The following is a 208-nucleotide window of genomic DNA, read 5'->3' as shown; positions in this document are numbered from 1 at the left end:
GGTTCCAGTAACTGTTAAAGTTTCTGAACCAACCGACGCGGATAAGAACACGCCAGTAGCACAAGATCAGACCGTTAAACCAGGTGAGGAAGTAGATCCATCTAAATCTATTGCAAATCTAGGAGACTTGCCAGCAGGTACTAAGGTAAGCTTTGAGGAACCAGTAGATACAACCACACCAGGAGATAAGCCAGCAACAGCTGTGGTA

General features: G+C 45.7%; 1 protein-coding gene. It reads left to right on the top strand.

The window, feature by feature from the left end:
- Positions 1–208, top strand: a 208-nt coding sequence (locus E4T71_RS09705; RefSeq protein ID WP_245165746.1) for a Rib/alpha-like domain-containing protein, incomplete at both ends; no start/stop codon positions are given.

Source organism: Streptococcus sp. WM07, from assembly GCF_004570525.1.
In the GTDB taxonomy this organism is placed as follows: Bacteria; Bacillota; Bacilli; order Lactobacillales; family Streptococcaceae; genus Streptococcus.
The sequence above is the reverse complement of the archived record's forward strand: the minus strand, read 5'-3'. Positions and strand labels throughout refer to the sequence as shown.